This window comes from Marinobacterium sp. NO-S09, assembly GCF_059179545.1.
Genome location: NZ_CP168954.1, coordinates 3,982,407 through 4,005,620 on the forward strand (window position 1 = coordinate 3,982,407; position 23,214 = coordinate 4,005,620).

The following is a 23,214-nucleotide window of genomic DNA, read 5'->3' on the forward strand; positions in this document are numbered from 1 at the left end:
CTCCGTTAAACCGCACCGATCAGTGCGTCAAAAATGGTTTGGGATGCCCGGATCAACTGCGCGGAAGCCGAGTAGGCCTGCTGAAACTGAATCAGCTTGGTGGCTTCCTCATCCAGGTTAACGCCGCTGACACTGTCACGTGCATTCAGGTTGCTGTCGAGTACAGACTTACTGGCCTGGGCGTTGATTTGTGCGACCGCCGTCTGGGTCCCCACACGCTCGATCAGTTGACCGTAGCGATCCTGATAGGAGGCGTTATCCACCGTCGATTTATCAAACTGAAGGTCTGACATAGCCAAGGCATTTCGGTTGTCTGAAACGCCGCCTTCATTGAATGTCACATCGAAGGTATCTCCGGGTGCGGGCTGGTTCTTGATGATAACTTCGTAGCCATAGGAATCGCTACCGTCCGCATTTTTCGGCAGTGCCAAAGGTTCACCCGGTACAAATGGAGTTGCTTCTATAGGGACAGTACCGGTATCACTAAGATCAATTTCTACAGGGCTGGATGGAGTAGAAATATCATACACTCGGTAAACCGTTGTGCCGCTGCTGTCCTCACTGAATTCCACCCTTATTGGTGGCTGAAGGGCTGATCCGTCGAGGTTGGTTTCAAAGTTTTCACGGTCCGTCACTGTTACTGAAGCTACGCCTGTGCCCTCATTACCACCATCAGCTTCAACTTCTACAGGAGAGGCCAATGCCAGGTCACGCCCGTCCTGAATCACGGTATCAATATCTGAGGCGGCGGTGCGCACGGGCTGAATCAGAAACTGATCGCCTGCCACAAGACCATTCCCTTGCGGCTCTAATTCGACGGTAAAACCATCCACACGCATTGTCATTTTGCCACTTGAATCGACAAAATATTCACCATCCGTATCAACTTCATTGGCTGAAGTTGGAACAGGCGCCGATGTATTAAAGTCTGTCGTATCCCAACGCTTACCATCACTTTCGCGAATTAGGGTAAAGCTGTCGTCAGCGCTCATCACCAGCTGGTACTCACTGGGTTTCAAAGCACTGGTATCGTTGATATAGACGTTTGAGCTCGCCAGAGTACCGCTGTTGCGACCATCGCTGAGAACCTTATTGCCTCTTACGTTCGGGTCATTAATGTCTGTGAACAACCGACCACCCAGCTCGCCATCCAAATCCATGCCTTTCATATGCTGCTGGTTCATGGTGTCGGCAAACGCCACAGTGATTACACCTACCTGATCCCTGGCAGTGTCGAGAATATTGTCTCGGTATTCCAGCAATCCACCCACCTGACCGCCACCGATTTGCTCGGTGATATCATTTACTTTTCCACCAATACGCAACGAAATATTCAACTTGCTGGCATCAGCCGGATCAACGGTCGTAACCAGCTCGTTAGCATCCTTACCAACAACCAGAGGTTCACCATTTCCGATGAAAATATCCATTTCACCGGTATTCGGTGTTTCTATCGAGGTAAAGTTTACGAACTCGGCCAGTTGATCCATGGCCGCATCACGTTTATCCAGCAACTCATTTACTTCACTGCCAGCAGCAGTAGCTATGCGGAGTTTGTCATTGATTTCTGCAATATTGCGTGCAATGGCATTTATTTGGGAGGTAGAGCTTTCAAGTCGTCCATTCAGGCTAGCGTTCTGGCGCTCCAGGTTAGCGTCCATATCATTGAGCCGCTGAACCAGTGCCTGGGCTTCAGCCACAAAGAGTTCACGGTTAGGAATACTGGTCGGGTCATCCACTGCCGTCTGCAACGCGCCAAAGTAATTATCCATGGCCGTGGAAATACTTGTGGCTTCTGAAGCGAGCAGGTTATCCAGCTCTTCCGCGTAGGTTTTGTAGATATCCGAGCTGTTATAGGATGCGGTGTCAGCCCAGATCTGTTTATTGAGAAACTGATCAGCGATGCGTGCAATGTCGTAGACCTCCACGCCACCGATGTTTTCACGTGAAGCAAACTCCGGGCGTTGGCGGCTGTAGCCATCCGTGTTGACGTTGGCAATGTTTTGACCGACGACATTCAGTGCTGTTTGATTGGATGTAAGCGCCTGACTACCCAGGTTCAGCAAACCGTAACTCATAGTTCCTCCGGTGACCGGCTCCACTGCCGATCAGGTATGTATCTTATCGGCCAGATATCAGCTTTCTTGAGCGTTCTGGCCCAGTGCTGCCAGCACATCACCGTTAAAAATTCGCTCGATTTTATTGGCATATTCCGGGTCAGTCGCATAGCCAGCAGCATGCAGCTCACGCACAAAACCACTTGGATCTTCAGCCTGTTCTAGAGCTTGCTGATAGCGCGGGTTGCTTTGCAGGAAATCCACGTAATCATTGAAGCTGTCTGCATAGCCCTCATAGGCACGAAAACGTGCCTGTTCTTTTTCAGGAACACCGCCACGGTATTCCAGTGTTTGCACCTGAACGGCATCACCTTGCCACCGACTGTCGGCCTTGATGTTGAACAGGTTAAAACTGCTCTTGCCGCTTCCAGTGTCGCGGGTAACGAACTTGCCCCAGCCGGTTTCCAAAGCCGCTTGCGCCAGCAGGACTGTAGGTGCAACACCCAATGTATTGGCGGCTTTTTCGGCCAGCGGCATTAATGCCTGCACAAACTCAGAGGGGGTTTCAAAACGCAGAGGCTGTGTTTGCTGTTCACTCTCTGATTGAGCTGAGGCGACTTCCTGCTTTGACTCATCATCAACCGGATCACCAGTTTCATTCCCATTGGCGCTGGTTTCAGCAACCGGCGCAGTATAGGCAAAACCGGCTGGCTGGCTGACCGGCCCCGTATTAAGGGCACGGTTCAACATCTGCTCTGTCAGGTTCTGCTTGGATGCATCTTCGTCTTCGTGGTCTGAAGAGGGGCTGACCACCCCATCAGCGCGCTGACTCAGCTGCTTAACGATAATATCGGCCAAGCCAATGCTATCTTTGCGCGCCAGGTCCAGCGTCATCTGCTGGTCAAACATTTCCTGATAAAACTTCACATCACCCGAGTTGAACGGGCTGTCTGAGGCCAGCACATCACTGGCCTGACGCATGCTCTTGAGCATCATGTTCATGAACAGCTGCTCAAACTCTTTAGCCACGCCTTTAAGCGCAGCCTGCTCATCACTGTTCGCCTGATTCTTCAGCTGACTCAGCTGGTTCAGGTCGGTATAGAGCCCGGCTGTGGATGGGTCAAAGCCACTTTTAATCGCCATCAGATCACCACCAGTTCAGCCTTGAGCGCGCCGGCTTGCTTAAGTGCTTCAAGAATCGCCATCAAATCACCCGGTGCTGCGCCTACCTGGTTCACCGCTTCTACGATGTCACTCAGGGTTGCGCCCGGTGCAAACTCGAACATGCGCCCAGAGCCTTCGTCGATTTCAATTTCACTGCGCGGAGTCACTACAGTCTGACCGCCGCCCAGTACATTGGGCTGGTTCACATCCAGGTTTTCGCTGATTGCTACCGTCAGCCCACCATGAGTAATAGCAACGGGTGATACACGTACATTCTGACCAATGATGATGGTTCCAGTACGGGAGTTGATGATGACCTTGGCGGTTTCTTGGCCCGGGTCCACTTCCAGGTTTTCCAGCACTGAAAGGAAAGATACCCGTTGCGAGGGGTCGCGAGGGGCTCGGACACGAATAGACGCCGCATCCAGCGCCTGCGCCATATCCGGGCCCAGCAAGCCATTGATCTGTTCCGCCACACGACGTGCGGTGGTGAAATCTGGATGATTAAGGTTGAACATCAGGCTGTCACCACGGGCAAAGGCATTGGGTACGGTGCGTTCGACCGTGGCGCCATTTGGGATTCGGCCGACACTGGGCACATTCACAGACAGACGCGAACCGTCATTGCCTTCAGCACCAAAGCCCGACACTACCAGGTTCCCTTGTGCCATCGCGTAAATGTTGCCGTCAGCACCTTTCAAGGGCGCCATCAGCAGACTGCCACCCCTGAGGCTATCTGCATCTCCGATGGTTGATACCGTGATATCAATGGTCTGGCCCGGTTTCGCAAATGGCGGAAGCTGAGCATGAATCGCCACGGCGGCGATATTATCGGAGTCCGGATCTACCCCATCCGGAATCGCAACGCCAAAGTTGTTAAGCATGTTACGGAAGGTCTGTGACGTGAAGTTGGTACCATCCCCTGTGCCATCCAGACCCACAACCAGGCCATAGCCTACTAACTGGTTACTTCGTACCCCGGCCACACTGGTAATATCTTTTAAGCGCTCTGCCTGTACTGAAAATGCGGCTAATGTCAGGACCAAAACGGCTGTAAATGACTTTAATAGAATACGCATATCAGGCTCCTCAGAACGGCCAAAGCGGGCTGATAAAGAAACGTGACATCCAGCCCATCACATTGGCGTCATGTGCAGCACCCGTGCCGCTGTAGGAAATGCGCGCATCGGCCAAGCGGGTAGATTCTACGCTGTTGTTTGGCCCTATATCCTGACGTCTAACCAATCCGCTGATGCGAATGTACTCATCGCCCTGGTTCAACGTCAGCCACTTTTCACCGCGTACAAGCATGGTGCCATTGGGTAATACCTGGTGAACCGTAACGGTAATATTGCCACTCAGGCTATTACTCATATCCGAACTACCATCGCCATCGAAGCTGCTGCTGGACTCGGCCGAGGCGCTGAGCGGATTACCAAAGACACTCAGATCACGGCCCAGCACATTAGGTGCACCAATTGAAAGGCTGTTGTCTTTACCCACTGAAGTCGACGCACTCTTGGACGACTGGGTATTTTCGGTTAGCTCAACCGTCAGAATATCGCCCACACGATAGGCCCGGCCGTCACTGTACAGATCCATACCGGCACCGGCCTGATAAATGGCCCCATCAATTGCCTTGGGTTGCTGCATCTGTGCAGGCTGGATCGGCGCATAATAGGGGTTATCCGGCTCAGGCGGCTTATTCACACACCCAGCCATTCCTGAAACGGCCAACAAAACACCTACCCGCATCAACGCTTTCATTCTCACACCCCAGGACTTAATACGTTAGAGCTGCTGGCTTACGTAACCAAGCATTTCATCCGCTGTCGAAATGACTTTGGAGTTCATTTCATAGGCGCGCTGAGTGGTAATCATATCCACCAGCTCTTCCACTGCATTTACATTGGAACCTTCCAGCATGCCCTGTTTCATAATGCCCCGACCGTCTTCACCCGGCACACCAATAATGGGCGCGCCACTGGCGCCGGTTTCCGTAAACAGGTTTTGGCCTATTGCCAGCAACCCCTGCGGGTTGACAAAGTCTGCGGTTTCAAGCTGCCCCAGAACGGTAGGCTCAGGGTCTCCGGCCACTGATGCACTCACAGTGCCATCACCACCCACCGAGAAGTTGGTCACTTCTCCTGGCAGTGTAATCTCTGGCTCAATCGGATACCCCTCTGCCGTCACCAGGCGGTTTTCGCTATCCAAGTGCAGCTCACCGTTGCGGGTATAACCAATTTCGCCGTTAGGCATCTGCACCTGCAGAAAACCACGGCCATTAATCGCCAGATCAAACGGCTGGTCGGTGATCTGCATATCGCCGGTAAAGAAGAGCTTCTGAGTACCAACAGTGCGTACCCCGCTACCAACTTGCAAACCTGACGGGAGCTGAGAGTCAGCCCCAGTCTCCGCACCTGGCTGGCGGCGCACCTGATACAGCAGATCTTCAAACCCCAGGCGATCCTTTTTGAAGCCAACGGTACTGACGTTTGCCAGGTTATTGGAGATGACCTTGAGCTGAGTATCCTGAGCGCTCAGGCCTGTTTTTGCGACGTGCAATGCACCATGCATGTTGTTAACTCCTTATCAGCTCATTCTCAGCACTTCGGCTGCCTTGGATGAATTCTCTTCGGCGGTTTTCATCATTTTCACCTGCATTTCGAACTGACGAGACAAGCTGATCATCGATGTCAGGTCATCCACCGCATTCACGTTACTGGCTTCCAGATAACCGGAACGTACTTGCACATTCAGTCCGGCCGGCAAGGGCACATCGTTATCAGTATGCATAAAGCCATCCTGCCCCTTGTACAAGGCACCTTCCTCAGGCTGAACCAGCTTTAGCTGGTCAATCAACGCAATATCAACCGCATTCTCACCCAGGGGACGAATGGAAATGCTGCCGTCCGTGGAAATCTCAATCTTTTCAGAGGGAGGGATCACGATAGGCGCACCGCCGGTACCCATGACCGGCAAGCCACTGCCCGTTACCAGCTGGTTGGCGGCATTGATCTGCAGAGCGCCATTCCGGGTGTAAACTTCATTGCCGTCTGGACCAATGACTGCCAGCCAGCCATCACCATCTACAGCAATATCCAGATCACGCCCCGTTTGCATCAGGGTGCCAGATTCCATATTGCTGCCTGGGCGCTCGCTCATGGAATACACGCGCGACTCATAGCCATCGCCCAGTACACGCATGGAACGGGCCTGTTCAAGATCACTCTTGAAGGCAGTGGTAGTGGCATTGGCCAGATTGTTGGCATGTGCCTGCTGGGCTCGCATGTTTTCGCGTGCGCCCGTCATGGCAACGTAAAGTACCTTGTCCATCAACTGCTCCGGTAAAGGATTGCCGTTTTGGTGGCTTTAGCAGATATAAAGCAAAGTACATGCCATAAACGAAAAAACCGGGCCAAAGCCCGGTTTAGAATTCAATTCTGGCGGATTACTAGATCTGCAGAATCGCCTGGGTCACGGTATTCATGGTTTCCAGTGTCTTGGAGTTAGCCTGATAGTTACGCTGACCTTCAATCAGTTTCACCAGTTCTTCAGACAAATCCACATTGGAGGCCTCCAGTGCAGCTGAACGTAGCGTACCGTTAAGTCCCGTACCAGGAGGGTTAACAATCGCATCACCCGACTCAAGTGTTGCAATCCATTCGGTATCACCACTGGGCTGAAGACCATCCTGGTTTTCAAAGGTTGCCAACGCCACTACACCCAGCGACTGGTTTTCACCATTACTATACGAGGCGATCATTTCCCCTGATCCGGCAAAAGTAACACCAATCAAATCACCTTTTGTATAGCCGTCCTGCTGCGAGGCCTTAACTATTGAGGCAGATGCAAACTGAGTTGTACCAGTCAGATCAAGCTCAATCTCAGTGCCTGGATTTGCCGGATCAGCCCCCGAAATGGTAATGCTCGGCACTGCTGAGCCCGACGAGAAAAAGTCCCCGTCCTCTGTTACATTCACACCTCTCAGAAGACCATTTGTCGGATTAAAGCTCAACAAAATAGAGCCAGGCTCCGTTCCACTTGGTTCACCAGGGTCCGTAGCCTTACCGAGGTCAAGGAGCTCTTCGCCATTCAAATATGCGTAAGCTCGATAGTAACCTTGATATGAGTTATCACCTTGCTGCACAACAGCCGGGCCAACATTTTGAGCACCGGCAGCTGCGGTAGCATCTCCAAAATCAAAGTTATTCAAGTCATTGACTTGAACCAAGTCCAAATCACCGTTATTAACATCACCTTCATCTGCTTTGAAGGTAACCTTTATCGAAGGAGGGTTGCTGCTACTGTCAAACTGTACTGATTGAATATTTGGATTAGAGTCTAATATTTGAGGCTCAAACTCGGCAATTCTTCGCCCAATCGAAGAGGCATCAACCGCGTTCTCAATACCAATATCAACACCGCCAATCGTAACAACACCTGAAGCAGGGCTTGTTACATTCGCAAGCTCATAGGCCCAAACTTCATTTGCATCCCTGTAATGAGCCGAACCAGTTAGGTTATTTGGCACAACATCTGTACCATCAGTCACAACCAAATCCCCTTGGTCTGTGGCCCAAGCATAAGTTTCAAAAGTTAGTGAGGGCGTCGCCGCACCATCATAATTTATACTATATATATCGACACGCGGATCTGCTGCTTGCAAATCTATTGCCCATTGAGGCAAAGCGTTTGGATCCAGAGCCCCACCAAAAGGCCCCGCTGTTACATCTACTCCAGATATAGTAGTACCCGTGTCATAGGCAAAAGTGTTGCGCTCAGGTGATTGCTCCCGCATATTGAGCTTTACCGTATGTTCATTACCCAAGCTATCAAACGTACGGACAGTTGTTGTATACGTAAAAGATGCAGGTTCATCTTTATCGTAAGTTTGTAGTAGCTGTGTAGCATCTTCACGCGAGTCAATATTAAATGACAGATCAATGTTCTCAGTTGCTTTAGGAGGGCTCTCCTTCTCAGTAACCTTCATATTTTCGATCGGTAAGCGGTTACCATCCGCATCCAGACCATACCCTTGCAGGAACTTTCCAGTTTTAGAAACGATGTTACCTTCTTTATCTAGCTCAAAAGCACCTGCTCGAGTGTAGGTCACACCACCTTGACCATCATTCAGCTGAAAAAAACCTGACCCATTGATCGCCAGATCCAGATTGTTGTTAGTAAACTCAATCGTACCGGCACTAAAGTCCTGAGCGATATCTGTCACCGTTACACCAGATCCTGGTGTATTGGATGAACCAGCACCTACAACCGCCGTTGAGTAAATATCACCAAACTCAGTGCGGGATGATTTAAAGCCAACAGTACTAGAGTTGGCGATGTTATTACCGGCCACATCCAACATGGTAGTAGATGCTTTCAGGCCTGTAACTGCTGTACTGAAACCTGCCATTATTCTATCCTCGCTTAACCGAGCTGTTTCACTTCACTCATTTCAATTGAGCCGATATTAGTATTCACTTTCATACCAATACCGTTCTGTCCTAGAGTGACGCTGTTAATGTTAAATCCCATATAGGTGCCAACTTCTTCGTAACTTCCATCAGCACCTGTGGCCGCCTCAGCAATGATTTTGTAGTTACCTGCTGGGACATCCTCGTGAGCCTGCCATACAAAGTTGTGATCCCCAGCGGGCATGGCCCCCATACTGACCTGATCAACCAAGTTGTTACTGCCATCCATAATGGAAATCCGGATATCACTGGCGCTGATATCGGTGGAAACCAGGCCATCGACTGTACCGCCCTGCTGCGGTAACTGGGCAATATTGGTATTTACATAGGCTCGCTGCCCCACCATGGAAGAGGCCTGTAACGCAGCCTGACTACTGAGCATGGTGCTACTCATGTTTTCCATAGTGCTGGCCAGGTTCTGGATACTTTCCACGTTGCTGAGGGTTGAAATCTGCTGCATGAAATCAGCCGGATCAGCAGGGCTGGTCGGGTCCTGGTTCTGAAGCTGTGCAATCAGCAGCTTCATGAACATCTGACTGTCTTCAGACTGACTGTCCAAGGCCTTTGATTGGCTCTGGTTTGTCTGGTTGATCTGGTCGTAAATATTGTTATTGCCGACGCCGTTTACATTACTCATGGCGCAATCCTCTTACTGCCTTACTGGCCCAGCGTCAGCGTACGCTGCAGCATCTGTTTGGCCGTATTCATAATATCGGCGTTAATCTGGAAAGAGCGGGACGCCGATATCATGTCCGCCATCTCTTCAACCACATTCACATTGGGGTAGTACACGTAGCCGCGCTCGTCCGCCATTGGGTGGTTGGGTTCGTACGCCATGCGCAGCGGCGCTTCACTTTCCACGATTTCGTCAATCTGAACACCCTGCCCCGGCACCAGTGACTGATAGTCTTCCGGCATCTGCTCCTGGGTAATTTCCTTGAGCGAGAACACCGGCTTGCGGGCACGGTAGGTCTCTTCTTCGCTGGAGCTGACACTTTCGGCATTGGCCATGTTGCTGGCCGTGGTGTTCAGGCGCACCGTCTGGGCAGTCATGGCGGAGCCGGCGATGTCGAATACGTTACTCAGTGACATGATTATTCACCCTTGATCGCAGATGTCAGTCCCTTGAACTTGCTGTTCAGGAACTGGAAAGAAGCCTGGTAGCGGATGGCGTTATCGGTGTAACGCGCCATCTCTTCCTGCAACTCGACCGTATTGCCATCCACCGATGGCTGAACCGCTGTACGGAACATCAAGTCCGCTGCGGTATCCGGCGACAGGAAAGCATCCTGGTGCCCGGTTGAGGTCTGCTCCAAGGACAACTCATAGCTATCGGTCTCACCAGCCAGTACGGCGGCAAAATCGATATCACGTGCCTTAAAGTTAGGTGTATCCGCATTGGCAATGTTGTTGGCCAGCACTTCTGCACGGCGACCACGCAATGCCAGCGCATCATCATGTACACCCAGTGCTGAATCGAAGTTGATCGCCATTCACATGCCTCCAGAAGATTGCCGCTACCCGTTTTGCTATTAAACAAAGCAAGCAGCATGCCAATAGAGGAGAATCACGTGATTACTGGGCTATGGCGAGACCGTAGGAGTTAATGACGGCAAATGGAGGTAAAAAGCGGCAAGGTCGGGCCGGCAAGGCGGCAAGAGCGGCACATGCCGCTCTGAATGAGGTCAGATCGCCTGGTAAATAATACCCGGGCGGCAGTGGATCATTTTGTAGAGGTCGTTCAGTCCAGACAGGGACTCGGAAGCGCCAAGCAAAAGATAACCACCAGGGCGCAACTGCTTGTGCATCTTGCGCAGGATTTCCAGCTTCACATCGGAAGAGAAGTAAATCAGGACGTTGCGGCAAAAGATCAAGTCAAACTGCCCCAGAGTACTGTACTGACCAAGCAGGTTAAGGCTCTGGAAGCGTACGCGGCTTTTGATGTTCGGTTTCACCGTCCAGCTGCCCTGAGGTGAAGACTGGAAGAATTTATGCAGACGGTCCTGCGACAGGCCACGCCCCAGCGCCAGCATTTCGTACTCGCCTCGGCGCGCCTGCTCAAGCACGGTCGAGGAGATATCAGTCGCCAGAATTTCTTCGCCAGACGAAAACGAGCCCGGGTTACTCTGCTTGAACTCGTCAATCACCATACTGATCGAATAGGGCTCTTGCCCCGTCGAACAGGCTGCAGACCAGATCCGCAGCTTCTGAAAACGGTTCTCAGTCTTCAGCTCTGGCAGCAGCTTGTTACGCAGGATTTCATAGGGGTGAATATCGCGGAACCACAGCGTCTCGTTGGTGGTCATCGCATCGATGACCTGTTCCTTGAGCGTGTTGCCGCCGGGCCGGTTCAGGCGCATCACCAAGTCGCTGAGACCGCCGCAGCCCTGCTGCTGCATAATCTTGCTCAAGCGGCTCTGCACCAGGTATTGCTTGTGTTCCGCCAACAGAATACCGCAGCTTTTCTCCAGAAAAGCGCTGAATTCCTTGAACTCTGTCGGCGTAATGCTGAAGCCAGTGCTCACAGGCCGGGTCCCTTTGTGTACTTACTGTGCGGATTCAACCTGACGGATACGGTTTACGACCACACCTGCCAGATCGTTGGGGTTGAACTTGGCCAGGAAGCCATCGGCACCGACCTTTTTCACCATGGAGACGTTGAAGCCGCCACTGAGTGATGTATGCAACACGACGTGCAATTTGGCCATACGCGAGTCGTCCCGAATCATGGACGTCAAGGTGTAGCCATCCATCTCAGGCATTTCGATGTCGGAAATCACCATCAAGAACAGCTTTTCCACATCGACCTGACGGTCCAGCAGTTCATGCAGCATCTCCAGCGCCTGGCGACCATTATTGGCCACTGACACTTTCACACCCAAGTCTTCAAGACTCCGTTGCATCTGGTTCCGCGCAACAGCCGAGTCATCGACAATGAGTACGTGATGCTCGCGGGCGCGCTCACGTACATCATGAGTCGCCACTTCGTCACTCACATCAGTGGACATTGGATAAAGATCGGCCAGGATCTGCTCTACGTCCAGAATTTCAACCAGCTTCTTCTCATATTCAAACACGGCGGTCAGGTAGTTTTCGTTACCGATCTCCTTCGGCGGCGCCATGATCTGATCCCACTGGGTGTTCAGGATACGGTCGACCTTACGCACCATGAACGCGAGGGTACGACGGTTGTATTCGGCCACGATGAGAAAGCACTTGGCCTGGTCTTCCTTGGGGATAGGCGCTCGGCCGATGGCCTCCGACAGGTCCAGTACAGGGATGGTCTCGCCACGGATATGGGCCATCCCCTTGATGGAGGAGGTTTGTCGCGGCACTTCCGTCAAATCGGGGCATTGCAGCACTTCACGCACCTTGAATACGTTAATGCCGTATCTTTGACTGGTTTCCAGGCCAAAGAGCAACAGCTCCAGGCGGTTTTGGCCCACCATCTGCGTGCGCAGGTTTACAGTATCCAGGATCCCTGACATGATCTAACCAACCCCGAGGTCGTTGATAAAAAGTTTAGCCCGGCTTCGCTCAGCCAGGACACCCGCGTGAGTACTTTCAATTTAACACCAGTTACCGCTGCATTGGCCATAGTCTTATCGTGGCTATTCGCCGAATCAGCCTCTGCTAATACTATCTCAGAACAGATCAACGTTCAGGTGTCTGAAGCCATTAAACAACACTTTCTCACCAAAGTACCAGATAGCCGACTGCAGATTCACCTCAATCCCATCCCTTCTCAGCTTCGCCTGTCACCCTGCCAAAATCCTTTGCAGGTCAAGCTGCCCTTTCATAGCGGTCAGCGCATCACTGCAAAAGTCAGCTGTGGCCAGCCGCGCTGGAGCCTGTTTGTAACCGGTACGGTCAAGCACTATAAAACGATTGTGGTCGCCACAAGTCCGATCGTCAAAGGCAGCCGCCTGTCTGCTGGCAAGCTGGCACTGCGAGAACGCGAGATCAGCAACCTCAGAGGTGACTATTTTCAACGTCAGCAGGATGTTGTTGGACGTGTTGCCCGCATCAGCATCGGTACCGATGCCGCCATAACCCCTCGCATGCTGGCACAGGCACAAGCAATCCAGCGAGGCGACCCGGTGATCATAGAAGCAAGGCGCGGCAGTGTGGTGATCCGCACTGAGGGGATTGCTCAGGAAAATGGCAAGGAAGGCGAGGTGATATCGGTGCTCAACAGCCGCTCCAATATCGAGATACGTGCACGTATAACCGGCCCCGGCAGAGTGCAGGTACCCTGATCAACTCGCGAGGCAGCTATCATTTCGCTATACTCGGTGCAGTCTTCAAGTGCCTTCGAATGCACTTATTGACCAGCAACAAAAAATATTAAAGTTTTCTTCAAGGCGACCGATACCCTTGCACAGAACAGATTGCGAGGAAATTTAAAATGGCTATCGATTTTCCCGGCCTGTCCCCGGCTTCGTCGGCTGGCAACCGTGGCAAAGTCAGCGACCAGCAGAGCAGCACCCCGTCAGGCGCCGCCGGCCAGCCTGCGACAACGCCAGAGCGAGGCGAGCGTGCGGATACCGTGCGAATCAGTGATACCGCTCAGGCTCTGCAGCGCTCGTCTGTAGACAGCTCCGATAACGGTGGTGTCGACAGTGACCGTGTTGCCCGTATTCGTGCCGCGATTGAAGACGGCTCATACCAGATCAATAACGAGCGTATTGCCGATAGTATGCTTGAGCTCGACAGCCTTTTAGGTGAATAACGCTGATGTCAGCCAACGTGCCCGATGCCAATTTCAGTGCCCAGCTGGGAAGCCTGCTGGACCAGAGTACCAAGCTGCTCGAACAGCTTGAGCCACTGCTGGAAACAGAGCTACAGGCACTGCAGGATCGGGATACAGAAGCGCTGACTAAGAACAACGAGCGAAAGATAACCTGCCTGTCCGAACTCGACCGTGTCATCAAGGCGCGTGATGAGATGCTGCGCCAGTATCAGGTAGCGTCCACTTCAGAATCTGTCCTTGCCTTCTTCGCCAGCCTGCCGGCACCAGCCGATAAGCTGTTGGCACAGGCCTGGGAGAAACTGGAGCAACAATTTGACGCGATCAAGAAGCTCAACCTGCGCAACGAGCAGGTTTTGTTGCGCAGCAAACAAAATACCGACCAGCTTCTGGCTTTGCTCCAGGGCCATGCCCGCAGCAATACCGTCTACAACAACCAGGGTGACGAGGGCCGCTACGAAGGCCAGCGAAGCTTGGGTAAAGCCTAGTAAAAACACCTGCTTAGCGTTAGAATCCTGTGCGTGCCTCAGTAGCTCAGTTGTATAGAGCAGCCCCCTCCTAAGGGGCAGGTCGCAGGTTAGAGTCCTGCCTGGGGCGCCATTATTTTCAAAGAATTACGCAAATATTGGGTTCAATTTGCACCGCAAAAATGGCTTAAAACCCAAAGTGCACCAAGATGTGCACCAAGGTTTGCCCTTTGCTTGCTCTTGCATACATTTCACCTACCCACTCACTTTTCAGCTCAGAAAGCGCTTTTGGGCAGTAAGAATAACTACTCACGACTACACGAAGCAGACCTGCCCGTCGGTTACAGCTACTCTAAATACTTCAGAGTACGCTGATCATGACACCCGCAGTGCCTCTATGCATACACCCTTTACTTGACCAGCCCTCGAGCCTTCTGCAGCCTAAGCCTTACTGCCAGCAAAACGATCAGGATGTGGAGTGAAAGCATGGATTTGTCAGACCCAAAGCAAAAAGCTATTTACGAAGAGGGGCACCGAAGTTTCATCACTTACAAAGGAATTCTCCACTGCCCTTACCCCAAGGACTCTGACGCTGCTTGGTTATTTGAGTACGGTTGGTCACAAGCACTCAGAGCCAGCGATGATAGTGAGCTTTTTCAAAGCCACAGAGAGCTGCCCCTTTCTGAAAAATACTGTGATATCGTGACCGGCTCTCGGCGAACAGATAGGCACGTAAATTCATACGCTGCAGCGAAAGGTGACTACGAGTAGTCCGCCCCAGCTGCCTCCACTGGTACCTCACGGTGCCCAAAGGGAGAAGCAGGCACTGCCAGATCTGATACTGAGCACAACAAATTTTCAAAAAGGGCTTTTCTGCACTGAGTGCAATTCCATACTCGCCATGCCAACCAAAAAGGTGATAAGGCATGAGCAAGAAAAGCACCAAGCAATCAAACGACCAACGTTCAACTGATCGCAACCCGAACAGTAGCAGCTACAAACGCGGCCAGGACAATCGCTCCCGTCATCTGAATCCAGAGCATCCAACCAATCACACTAGCAGGAAGAAAGGCTGAGCCCGGAGCTCGGGGTCGTAGTGATCTTGAACCCAGCCGCGCTGATCGGCAGATTACTGACAGGCTGCAGCAAGCACTCAATACCGTGGAGATACGGCTCTTGGACCATGTCATTGTGGGCTTTGAGGGGGACAGTTTCATTTGCGGAGAGAGGGCTGGTTTGAAGAAGCAGTAACTCATAGCACCTGCCTTATGGCTGGTGCTATGGGTAGCATTTACTTTTTCTTTTGGAATTAGCTGGTCATCTATGTGTAGCCCTCAGCTTGCAATCATCATATACAGAGGACCTTCTCACCGGGTTCCTGATATCCACCCGAAAGAGGCGGCTTTAGTCTCTGATACTAGAAATTAAGATCCATATTTGTCACGCAAGATATTCTTTTGTACCTTTCCCATCGTGTTGCGAGGCAGGTCATCAAGAAATATTACTCGACGGGGTATCTTGTAAGCCGCCAAACGATCACGGCAATACGCCTGAATCATAGCTTCAGTTGGAGCCTGGTCTTGAATGGTTACCACTGCTACAGCGACACCTTCTCCAAAGTCGGTGTGCTTGTAGGCAAACACTGCAGTTTCGATAACACCAGGCATTTCATTCAGAACAAGCTCGACTTCTTTCGGATAAATATTGTAACCGCCACTGATTATCAGGTCCTTTTCACGACCAACGATTGCCACATATCCATCAGAATCGATCTTGCCAAGATCGCCAGTAATAAAATAACCATCTTCAGTAAAGTCAGCAGCTGTCTTCTCCGGCATCCGCCAGTATCCCTTAAAGACATTAGGCCCTCGGACTTGTAGGCTACCAACTTCTTCTGGCTTAAGAAGCTTACCGGACTCAGACATGACACGAACTTCTGTCCCAGGTAGCGGTAAGCCTACGGTACCCGGAAGCCGCTCACCACTAAGGGGATTAGAGGTGTTCATTCCCGTTTCTGTCATGCCATAGCGCTCAAGGATTCGATGTCCAGTACGCTCCTCAAAAGCTTCAAAGGTTTCTTCAAGTAGAGGCGCTGAGCCTGAGATGAACAAACGCATCCTGGCAGACAGTTCATGAGTAAAGTCACCTTCTTGCAATAGTCGCGTGTAGAAGGTTGGTACACCCATCATGACAGAACAGGAGGGCAATTCCGTAAGAACACTCTGAACGTCAAACTTGGATAAAAAGACCATTTCAGTCGCATTTAGAAATGAAATATTACAAGCGACAAACAGACCATGAACGTGAAATATTGGAAGGGCATGTAGCAAGACGTCATCTGACTTCCATCCCCAAACCTCAGACAGAGCGCGTGCGTTACTAGCTAGGTTGGCATGACTGATCATCGCTCCTTTAGGGCGCCCGGTTGTTCCGGATGTATAAAGTATTGCTGCAATATCATCATCTGCACGCTCAATCGTTTCAAAAGAACTGCTAAAGCTACTCAAGTCATCCATCAGACTACCGCTTCCATCACTCTCGAGAGTAACACAGCAGAATGAAATGCCGCTCTCCTGGCAAATGGAATCAAAAACCTCAACCTGCTCCCCCTTGCTGACCACCACGCGCGGCTCGGCGTTGGAAACGAAATAGGCGAGTTCTTCTGGCATATAAGCCGTATTGAGCGGCAGATAGATTGCCCCCATTCTCATTACCGCCAAATAAAGGGCTAAAGCCTCGACACTCTTATCCACCTGAACGGCAACACGGTCCCCGGGCTTGACCTCCAATGAAACCAGTCGATTAGCCATTTGTGCTGACATTGTATCCAGGCCAGCAAAAGATACCTGCCTGTTTTGCTCCGGTACTCTCAATGCAACTTTGTCTTTATGTTCTTGAAAAGCTTGCTGAAATGACTTGAACAGATTCATGTAACACCCCCATTTATTATTTTTTCTTCACTTTCATCATAATTACTAATTATAATGTGATCAACTTTCAATTGAAGATCTATTGAATATGAAGAAAATTTCCCGGAAGGTCCTCTTTGAAGAGGTAGCTGATGCACTTGCTCACATGATCTATTCCTCTGAGCTGTCTCCCGGGGAGTGGATCGACGAACTAAAGCTGTGCAAGCAGATGGACATAAGCAGAACCCCCCTGCGTGAGGCTCTGAAAGTTCTCGCTTCGGATGGATTGGTTGAACTAGTCCCCCGTAAAGGTGCATTCGTAAAAACCATCAGCCTTCAAGACTTGGATGAAATTTTCCCAATCATGGCAATGCTTGAAGGGTACTGTGCACAGCTATCCGCAGAAAAAGCGACACGTGAAGACCTTCATTGCCTTCAAGAGTTGCACAGCAACCTAGAACACCATGCCGCCAGTGCTGATATCCCTCACTATTATGAAGTGAATACCCAATTTCATGATGCGTTAAAGCGAATAGCCAGAAATGGGTGGCTAGAGCAAATCACTCTTGATCTTTCACGAGTTGTTCACCTGGCACGCCACCAACAATTGATCGTAAAAGGTCGGCTTAATGAGTCGATCGCAGAACACCGCAGGATTATCGAAGCTATTGAGGCTGGAGATGCGGACCAGGCACGACAAGTTATGCATGTCCATTTGATGAATCAGTATCGCGCCCTCAAAGAATCCATAACCAAGGAGCTCCAACATGGGCTGGATCAGCAAGTTATTTGACTCAGTATCTGAACGTGGTAGAGAGATTTGGCAACAGGAAAGTCGTGACGACAAAACCTCGTCTGGCAGCCTAGCAGATGCCTGCAGGAACCTGTTAAGTCGTCAAGGTGACGCGGTTGCTCTAGCAATTGCAAAGGAAATATTGCAGCGTTATCAACATGCATCTAATGATGAGAAACTGTCTTTCTTTCATTTTTTGCAGACGCTGCAACCGGACTTCAACCAGATTTCCCAACTGTCTCATGCTTGTGCTGAGCTGAAGTCACCCCAGAGCTATCAGGAACTGTGTACGGCATTCAGCGGTGGCAGAAAAGACTTGTTCGAGCTATTGAATGTTCCAGGGCTTGGTACCGCTTCTCTGGTGTCCTTGCGCGAAGATCTACTCAAAGCAATGCGAACTCACCCTGATCTGAAAGTGGTTGACGTTGATCTGCAATCAACACTACAGAGCTGGTTCAATCGCGGCTTCCTAGAATTTCGTTCTATCACATGGGAAACGCCTGCTTACATTCTAGAAAAACTAATCGAATACGAAGCGGTGCACGAAATACAGGATTGGGACGAGTTAAAAAGACGGCTTGAGGTTGATCGTGACTGCTTTGCTTTTTTTCATCCGGCACTACCGGGAGAACCTCTCATTTTCGTCCAGGTGGCATACACCCGAGGCATTAGCGGAGACGTGTCCCCTTTCCTGAACAAGGACACTCCAATTGAAGAGGCTGACGCTGCCGATTCGGCTATTTTCTATTCGATCTCCAATTGCCAGAAAGGATTAAAAGGCATTTCGTTCGGTAACTTTTTGATCAAGCAAGTCGTACAAGAAATTCTGCAGAAGCGCCCAACCATTCAGCAGTTCTCTACTCTTTCACCAATGCCGGCCCTGACACTTGCGCTCAGTAGAGGACTAATTGATGAGGAGGCACTCGTAACAATTGCCGGTAAAAAAACGACTCTGCTCAAGCAGCAATATGATGTTGACTCACTGACAGAGCTGCTAACCGAAAAGGCGGGCCTACTTGAACACAATGACGACCAAACTTCAGCATGGCTAGAAGAAGTCGGTCTTTATTACCTTGCTCAGATCAAAAAAGGCTCCGAGCCATTTGACCCCGTCGCTCGGTTTCACCTCAGTAATGGTGCATCTATCTACCGAATTAATCCGTTTGCCAATACTCGTCCTTATGGGCTCAAAAGCTCTGCAGGCTTGATGGTGAACTACATCTATGAACTGGACCAAGTAGAAATTAACCACGAGCACTTCAAGCAAAATGGCACCATCGCAATTCACCGTCTCAATAACAAAAAAAATAAAATCAAGAGGATAGAGAATGTTTGCGCATGAATTCGGTAACAAAAGCCGGTACTTGGAAATGCTTGGTCAGCTTGATGTAATGCATGAAACCCACTTGAGCAACTCCAGCCAGGCAGCTTTCGGCACTAGGGATGGCGTCAAGTACGCGCTGTGGTGCAACAACCCCCACATCAGCGCAGGTAGTTTTGATACTCAAACAGCGTCTGAGCTAAACCATTTTCTAGAGTTCTGCCTCGAGCATGACGTGGAAACTATAATTTTATTTATTGACTCAGCCGGTGTCTCGCTGAAGGATCCACAGAGTGGTATGGCCGGTGTCGCTCAGTCGATTAAGCAGATTCATCGCCTCAATATACGACAAGGCTGCAAGACAGTATCTATTTTAGGAGAAAGACGCGGCTGCTTTGGTGGTGCCCTCCTAATTGCCGGTGCATGCCAATATCAGATTGCTCACCCTGATGCCCTTATAGGTGTCTCAGGGCCTCAGGTAATCGAGTCCATTACCGGAGTGCCTCGACAAGAATATATGACCGTCTATTCCGCCGACTACCGACTTGGTACAGGAGAAATCAGCCACCTGCTTACAGAGCAAAATTTGCTGAATCGAGTATCGGCCCTCCCTCCGCGTCGGTTAGACTTATCTTTCTTATATTCCCTTATCAACTCCCTTGCCGGGAAAAGCGTCTGCAACCAGCGCCCCTCGGGATTCGAAAATAAACCAATCAGTCTCGCTGACCTCAAAGAAGCATCGGCTGGACTCCTACATTCACACGCTAACATACTGAACCTAAAGGGAAATGCCGAGCAGCCCTTTTCATTCGAGAACGAGCGTAACGGTTTCTCCTTATACTTGAAAGCACTGGCTGCAACCCTCCGTTACCGGGTTGAAACCGGCTTGCAAGTCAATATTAACGTGACCTCACAGGGGTCCGGAGCGACCTTTATTGCTTTTTCAATGATGGGAAGTCAACTCAAAATAGCACCTGAAGCAAAGGTGAGCGCGCTACCTCAAGTGGCCGTAGAGCGTATTGTGCAAACCCGACCTTTTATTCAATAACATACTGAAAAAAAAGAAAATACGGAAATAAAGTCGCGTACAGATGCTGCACAAAAGCAGCGCATTTTGCTTCAAAGATGAGTCATCTTGGTGCTATTATGGAAAGCAATTCAACTATTTCTCTCTTGAACTTCAATAGAACCTATAGCAAGATCAGTGCATGGCATAGAACTTGCTGTCTGATAAAAATAATAAAGCCAAAGGCCTATTGATATGAATGCGAAAACGCTAATGTCTGATACCACTCTTTACCGTAACTGGCATCTTGCTGCGACCGAGCATGATGTAGCCACCACAGAGTTTGAATGGGCGCTGCTGCGTTTCCATGAAGCCTTTCAACGCTTCTGCCTACAGTTGGGCAGTACATGCGGACTAGGTTCCCTCACCTACCAGGAATTGATCATTCTCCATGTAATCCGCATGCAAGACCGTCCCAAGCCAGTCACTATCATTGCCCGTCTTTTGAACCGTGATGACATTCCGAACATCCAATACAGCCTTCGGAAACTAGTGAGCCAAGACTTGATCACAAAGATTAAGGAGCCACAGGGCAAAATTTATACCTACGCGATGACAGAAGATGGCAAAAGCAAGGTAGACAAGTATGCCACCCTCCGCGCTACCTTGTTGACTGAGCAGACAGCTAGCATCGACAAGATCGACGAGAAGTTGGTTGTTGCCGCCCGTCTAATCAGCCTGCTAACAGGTATCTATGACGAAGCAGGCCGCATTTCTGCGACCTACTCTCTGCCGGAAGATATGCAGGATTCCTGATCAGGAATCCTGCAAAAAACGCTCGATATCCTGCTCAACCCGGCACAAGGAAGCTTCCTCATCAAACGAAGCCTGTGCCGTGCCTTCCATGTAAGCAAACTGCATGTTTTCGAGTCCGATAAAGTCGGCAATGATTTTCAGGTAGGGTTCAACCAGGTTAGTGTGGTGCTCAGCAAAACACCCTCCCATGGAACAAAGCACCATGGCACTTTTGCCACGACACAACCCTCTCAGGTTTCCATCCGCCACCTTCTCGAAGGTGACCCCGGGACGCACCACTAGGTCAATCCAGGCCTTCAGAGAGGCGGGAACGTTGAAGTTGTACATCGGCGTAGCAATCACGACCAGGTCGGCAGCCAGCAACTCCTGACTGAGTCGATTGGATAGGCTCAACGAGGCCTTCACGCGCTCCGGCAAAGCGTCTGTTTTGGCGAAAAATCCAGACAGCATCTCTTCCGACACGGCGGGTAAGGGTTCAGCCGTCAGGTCACGCTCTATGATCACGGCCTCAGGGAATAGCGCCTTGGTTTTCTCGATAAACAGCCGCGACATAGCACGACTATGGGCTCCTTCATAGCGGGCACTAGCCGTCACCACAAGAATCGTTTTCATTGTTTTTTCCTTCAGCGGTCAGGCAGCATTCATGCCACCATCTATGGAAAGCGTTTCACCGGTAACATAGGACGACTGGTCCGACAACAGCCAGAGAACAGCGTCTGTCACCTCTGTCGGCATGGCAATGCGGTGCATGGGCACACCCTCGTCATACATGTGATCATCGCCCCCCGTTACCTTGTCATAACTGGGCGTTTTTACCGGACCAGGACATATCGCGTTGATACGGATGCCATCACGGGCGTAGTCCAGCGCTGCCGCCTTGGTGGCGCCGACAACACCAAACTTGCTAGCCACGTAATAGGCCAGTTCCGGCATCGCCTTGAGACCAAAAATGGAGCTGTTGTTGACGATCGCACCTTTGCCATTGTCCAGCAGCAACGGTAGCTGATATTTCATGCTATACAGGACTCCCTTGAGATTGGTCGCCACCACTGCATCGATCAGTTCGTCTGGGGTGTCATGTAAACGGGCGAACTGCTCCTGAAAACCGGCATTATTGAATGCGCCATCAAGTCCACCAAAAGCCTCACGGGCCACTTCAGCAACTTGCCTGCAGGCGGCTGGGTCGGATACATCTGCCGCATGAAAAATGGCATGACCTGGAAGTGAACGAGCGGCTTCGATCAGAGCTTTACCTTTGGCTGCACTGCGACCGACCATCAGCACCTGAGCCCCTTCATGCAACAGGGCTAGCGCCACATCACGCCCCATGCCTGAACCGGCACCGGTAACAATGAAACGTTTATCGCTAAACTGCATGATTGAACCTCCGTTCCATCCAGAGACAGCGGGCTGATCAGATCAGCCCCTTTTCTTTCGCCATGGTCAGTGCCAGGTCTTCAATCATGTCTTCCTGACCACCCACGGTACCGCGGCGACCAAGCTCTACCAGAATGTCACGGGCCTGAATGCCGTACTTCTTCTCCGCACGCTGAGCAAACAGCAGGAAGGAGGAGTAAACACCGGCGTAGCCCAGCGTCAGTGCATCACGGTCAACGCGGATCGGCTGATCCATAATCGGGAATACGCGGTCTTCGGCCACATCCATGATCTTGTAGAGATCGATACCGGTCTCGACGCCCATGCGATCCAGTACGGCGCAGAATACTTCCAGCGGCGTGTTACCGGCGCCAGCACCCAGGCCGGCAACCGAGCCATCGATGCGCGACGCACCCGCTTCAATGGCCACCAGGGAGTTGGCGATGGCCATACCCATGTTGTGGTGACCGTGGAAACCGATTTCAACGCTGCTTGGCAGTTCAGCACGCAGCAGGCCGATCTTGGCGGTCACTTCGTCGGGCAGCATGTAGCCGGCAGAGTCGGTGGCGTAGATGCAGTTGGCACCGTAGTTGACCATCAATTTGGCCTGTTCCAGGATTTTCTCCGGGCTGACCATGTGGGCCATCATCAGGAAGCCAACGGTGTCCATTTCCATTTTGGCGGCCATGCCGATGTGCTGCTCGGATACGTCAGCTTCGGTGCAGTGAGTGGCCACACGGATGGTGGATACGCCGCAGTCTTTCGCCATTTTCAAGTGATCGACGGTGCCGATACCCGGTAACAGCAGCGCGGAGACCTTGGCGTTTTTCATTTTCGGCACGACGGCGTTGAGGTATTCCTCATCACTATGGGCCGGGAAACCGTAGTTCACGGATGCACCGCCCAGACCGTCACCGTGGGTGACTTCGATCAGCGGCATACCCGCTTCGTCCATACCGGTTGCGATGTTGACCATCTCGTCCAGGCTGATCTGATGACGCTTGGCATGCATGCCGTCACGCAGAGACATATCGTGCAGCGTGACTTTCTTACCGTTCAGGTTCATATCGTAATCCT

Annotated in this window: 24 protein-coding genes and 1 tRNA gene; 9 read left to right on the plus strand and 16 right to left on the minus strand. The window is 51.2% G+C overall.

The window, feature by feature from the left end; all coding sequences use genetic code 11:
• Positions 1-5: 5 nt before the first annotated feature.
• The 12 genes from flgK to O3C79_RS18425 form a co-directional block, all read right to left on the minus strand.
• A complete protein-coding gene (gene flgK, locus O3C79_RS18370) occupies positions 6-2,078 on the minus strand; it encodes a flagellar hook-associated protein FlgK (protein WP_494384259.1) in 2,073 nt (690 codons plus the stop codon).
• Positions 2,079-2,135: 57 nt separating this feature from the next.
• A complete protein-coding gene (flgJ, locus tag O3C79_RS18375) occupies positions 2,136-3,200 on the minus strand; it encodes a flagellar assembly peptidoglycan hydrolase FlgJ (protein ID WP_494384260.1) in 1,065 nt (354 codons plus the stop codon).
• A complete protein-coding gene (locus tag O3C79_RS18380; RefSeq protein ID WP_494384261.1) occupies positions 3,200-4,300 on the minus strand; it encodes a flagellar basal body P-ring protein FlgI in 1,101 nt (366 codons plus the stop codon). Before O3C79_RS18380 ends, flgJ begins: the two co-directional genes overlap by 1 nt.
• Positions 4,301-4,310: 10 nt before the next feature.
• Positions 4,311-4,988, minus strand: coding sequence for a flagellar basal body L-ring protein FlgH (flgH, locus tag O3C79_RS18385; protein WP_494384262.1), 678 nt, complete (start codon positions 4,986-4,988; stop codon positions 4,311-4,313).
• Positions 4,989-5,012: 24 nt separating this feature from the next.
• Positions 5,013-5,798, minus strand: a complete 786-nt coding sequence (flgG, locus tag O3C79_RS18390; protein ID WP_494384263.1) for a flagellar basal-body rod protein FlgG — start codon at positions 5,796-5,798, stop codon at positions 5,013-5,015.
• A gap of 15 nt (positions 5,799-5,813) precedes the next feature.
• Positions 5,814-6,557, minus strand: coding sequence for a flagellar basal-body rod protein FlgF (gene flgF / locus O3C79_RS18395; RefSeq protein ID WP_494384264.1), 744 nt, complete (start codon positions 6,555-6,557; stop codon positions 5,814-5,816).
• A 118-nt stretch (positions 6,558-6,675) separates the two neighbouring features.
• Positions 6,676-8,637, minus strand: a complete 1,962-nt coding sequence (locus O3C79_RS18400; RefSeq protein WP_494384265.1) for a flagellar hook protein FlgE — start codon at positions 8,635-8,637, stop codon at positions 6,676-6,678.
• 14 nt (positions 8,638-8,651) lie between these two features.
• A complete protein-coding gene (locus tag O3C79_RS18405) occupies positions 8,652-9,335 on the minus strand; it encodes a flagellar hook assembly protein FlgD (protein WP_494384266.1) in 684 nt (227 codons plus the stop codon).
• A 20-nt stretch (positions 9,336-9,355) separates the two neighbouring features.
• Complete coding sequence (gene flgC, locus O3C79_RS18410; protein WP_010325252.1) at positions 9,356-9,790, minus strand: flagellar basal body rod protein FlgC; 435 nt, start codon at positions 9,788-9,790, stop codon at positions 9,356-9,358.
• A 2-nt stretch (positions 9,791-9,792) separates the two neighbouring features.
• The gene (gene flgB / locus O3C79_RS18415; protein WP_494384267.1) at positions 9,793-10,191 is read right to left on the minus strand and encodes a flagellar basal body rod protein FlgB; all 399 of its coding nucleotides are present in this window, start codon (positions 10,189-10,191) and stop codon (positions 9,793-9,795) included.
• Between the two features lie 192 nt (positions 10,192-10,383).
• The gene (locus tag O3C79_RS18420) at positions 10,384-11,223 is read right to left on the minus strand and encodes a CheR family methyltransferase (RefSeq protein WP_494384268.1); all 840 of its coding nucleotides are present in this window, start codon (positions 11,221-11,223) and stop codon (positions 10,384-10,386) included.
• A gap of 21 nt (positions 11,224-11,244) precedes the next feature.
• The gene (locus O3C79_RS18425) at positions 11,245-12,186 is read right to left on the minus strand and encodes a chemotaxis protein CheV (protein ID WP_494384269.1); all 942 of its coding nucleotides are present in this window, start codon (positions 12,184-12,186) and stop codon (positions 11,245-11,247) included.
• Positions 12,187-12,363: 177 nt separating this feature from the next.
• Here O3C79_RS18425 and flgA point away from each other — a divergent pair, with 177 nt between their 5' ends.
• The 5 genes from flgA (at position 12,364) to O3C79_RS18450 (ending at position 15,166) form a co-directional block, all read left to right on the plus strand.
• A complete protein-coding gene (gene flgA / locus O3C79_RS18430) occupies positions 12,364-12,957 on the plus strand; it encodes a flagellar basal body P-ring formation chaperone FlgA (protein WP_494384270.1) in 594 nt (197 codons plus the stop codon).
• 149 nt (positions 12,958-13,106) lie between these two features.
• On the plus strand, positions 13,107-13,430 hold the full coding sequence (gene flgM, locus O3C79_RS18435; RefSeq protein WP_076465900.1) for a flagellar biosynthesis anti-sigma factor FlgM: 324 nt from the start codon (positions 13,107-13,109) through the stop codon (positions 13,428-13,430).
• A 5-nt stretch (positions 13,431-13,435) separates the two neighbouring features.
• Positions 13,436-13,936, plus strand: coding sequence for a flagellar export chaperone FlgN (gene flgN, locus O3C79_RS18440; protein ID WP_494384271.1), 501 nt, complete (start codon positions 13,436-13,438; stop codon positions 13,934-13,936).
• A gap of 35 nt (positions 13,937-13,971) precedes the next feature.
• A tRNA-Arg gene (locus O3C79_RS18445) sits at positions 13,972-14,048 on the plus strand.
• Positions 14,049-15,055: 1,007 nt separating this feature from the next.
• Positions 15,056-15,166: a hypothetical protein gene (locus tag O3C79_RS18450; RefSeq protein WP_494385809.1), complete on the plus strand. Its 111-nt coding sequence runs from the start codon at positions 15,056-15,058 to the stop codon at positions 15,164-15,166.
• A gap of 173 nt (positions 15,167-15,339) precedes the next feature.
• Here O3C79_RS18450 and O3C79_RS18455 read toward each other — a convergent pair whose 3' ends face one another.
• Positions 15,340-16,845: a malonate--CoA ligase gene (locus tag O3C79_RS18455; protein WP_494384272.1), complete on the minus strand. Its 1,506-nt coding sequence runs from the start codon at positions 16,843-16,845 to the stop codon at positions 15,340-15,342.
• An 88-nt stretch (positions 16,846-16,933) separates the two neighbouring features.
• Between O3C79_RS18455 and O3C79_RS18460 the strand changes: the two genes are divergently transcribed.
• The 4 genes from O3C79_RS18460 to O3C79_RS18475 all read left to right on the plus strand — a co-directional run bounded on the left by O3C79_RS18460 (position 16,934) and on the right by O3C79_RS18475 (position 20,760).
• On the plus strand, positions 16,934-17,617 hold the full coding sequence (locus O3C79_RS18460) for a GntR family transcriptional regulator (protein WP_494384273.1): 684 nt from the start codon (positions 16,934-16,936) through the stop codon (positions 17,615-17,617).
• On the plus strand, positions 17,592-18,959 hold the full coding sequence (locus O3C79_RS18465) for a malonyl-CoA decarboxylase domain-containing protein (protein ID WP_494384274.1): 1,368 nt from the start codon (positions 17,592-17,594) through the stop codon (positions 18,957-18,959). Before O3C79_RS18460 ends, O3C79_RS18465 begins: the two co-directional genes overlap by 26 nt.
• Complete coding sequence (locus O3C79_RS18470; RefSeq protein ID WP_494384275.1) at positions 18,946-19,986, plus strand: hypothetical protein; 1,041 nt, start codon at positions 18,946-18,948, stop codon at positions 19,984-19,986. Before O3C79_RS18465 ends, O3C79_RS18470 begins: the two co-directional genes overlap by 14 nt.
• 231 nt (positions 19,987-20,217) lie before the next feature.
• On the plus strand, positions 20,218-20,760 hold the full coding sequence (locus tag O3C79_RS18475; protein ID WP_494384276.1) for a winged helix DNA-binding protein: 543 nt from the start codon (positions 20,218-20,220) through the stop codon (positions 20,758-20,760).
• Here O3C79_RS18475 and O3C79_RS18480 read toward each other — a convergent pair whose 3' ends face one another.
• From O3C79_RS18480 to dmpG, 3 genes are read right to left on the minus strand one after another with little or no spacing between them, the layout of a single operon-like run.
• Positions 20,761-21,372 (minus strand): FMN-dependent NADH-azoreductase, encoded by a 612-nt coding sequence (locus O3C79_RS18480; RefSeq protein ID WP_494384277.1) that lies wholly within the window; start codon positions 21,370-21,372, stop codon positions 20,761-20,763.
• Positions 21,373-21,390: 18 nt separating this feature from the next.
• A complete protein-coding gene (locus O3C79_RS18485) occupies positions 21,391-22,137 on the minus strand; it encodes an SDR family NAD(P)-dependent oxidoreductase (RefSeq protein ID WP_494384278.1) in 747 nt (248 codons plus the stop codon).
• Positions 22,138-22,174: 37 nt separating this feature from the next.
• Entirely contained in the window at positions 22,175-23,203 is a 1,029-nt protein-coding gene (dmpG, locus tag O3C79_RS18490) for a 4-hydroxy-2-oxovalerate aldolase (protein WP_494384279.1), read from the minus strand.
• Positions 23,204-23,214: the final 11 nt, after the last annotated feature.